1 protein-coding gene is annotated in these 424 nt (G+C 64.9%); it reads right to left on the bottom strand.

From position 1 onward, the window contains the following. Nucleotides 1–161: 161 nt before the first annotated feature. A partial coding sequence (locus tag AC2JF9_RS09725; protein ID WP_500727369.1) for a hypothetical protein occupies nt 162–424 on the bottom strand: 263 nt, incomplete at its 5' end.

The following is a 424-nucleotide window of genomic DNA, read 5'->3' as shown; positions in this document are numbered from 1 at the left end:
ATCATCGGACAACGCCGGGTGAGATCCCCGATTACCGCGAGAGCGATGCGCGCACGCTGCAACGTCGAAATCCCGCATCCTCTGCGGGATGGGAGAGCCCGACCTGTCGATCGGACTCTCGGCTCTATTGCCGGGACGACGGACAACCGTTCCCCGCGGGCTCAGATCAGGAAGTCGGCGCTGGATAAGCTGGCGACCCCGAGCACGGTGATCTGGTCGACCGCGAGCCCTCCGCTTGCTCCTGCCGTCAGAGTGATGATGGCGTTGCCGTCGCTGTACTCGATCTGCAGGTCGGAGAAGCTGGTCGCGTAGGCTCTCAGGTCGATCAGATCGCGATCGCCCCTGGCCTGGCCGAAATCGTGGATCGTGTCGATGCCCGAGCCGGGCCCGCCAAAGACGAACGTGTCGTTCCCGGATCCGCCCC

The sequence above is a fragment of the Lactobacillus sp. C449L genome, assembly GCF_059900815.1.
Note: the sequence above shows the minus strand (reverse complement) of the source record. Positions and strands in the feature narration are given on the sequence as shown.